The sequence below is a fragment of the Aeromonas sp. DNP9 genome, from assembly GCF_001728955.1.
Classification (GTDB): Bacteria; Pseudomonadota; Gammaproteobacteria; order Enterobacterales; family Aeromonadaceae; genus Aeromonas; species Aeromonas veronii.
On record NZ_LYSQ01000073.1, the window covers coordinates 1 to 566 of the forward strand.

Annotated in this window: 1 pseudogene; it reads left to right on the top strand. The window is 55.3% G+C overall.

What is annotated here, in order from left to right:
* Window positions 1-108: 108 nt before the first annotated feature.
* Window positions 109-566 (top strand): annotated as a pseudogene (locus tag A9G06_RS21275) (IS481-like element ISAs19 family transposase); the annotation flags it as partial.

Genomic DNA, 566 nt, shown 5'->3' on the forward strand with positions numbered 1-566 from the left:
TGTATGGAGATGGTATTCACCTGACAGTTGCCCACAAAAGGGAGTGGTCATACGGCTTCAAACCGGATAACAAAATGGTACCCCTACCGTGTTATCCGGAGTCACCGTATGACCACCAACGAGAAAGTAGCACGTCGCAAACTCAGCCTGCTAGAGCTCGCCAAAGAGCTCAATAATGTCAGCAAAGCCTGCAAGCTCATCGGCTACAGCCGTCAGCAGTTCTACGAAATTCGCCGTAATTACCAGACCTATGGCGCCGAGGGCTTGCTCGATAAACTGCCCGGCTGTAAAGGGGCTCATCCCAATCGGGTCGCTCCCGAGATTGAACAGGCCATCCTCGATTACTCCCTCACCAGACCAACTCATGGCCCGCTGCGGGTTGCACAAGAGCTGGCTCTGCAGGGCATCAATGTCAGTGCGGGTGGTGTGCGTGGCGTGTGGCAACGTCACGACTTGCTCTCCAAACACGACCGCTTGTTGCGCCTCGAGAAAACGCACCGGGAGCAGACCATTGAGCTCAATGACGAGCAGATTCGCCTGTTAGAGCGCTTCAGCCCCGAGTTTCG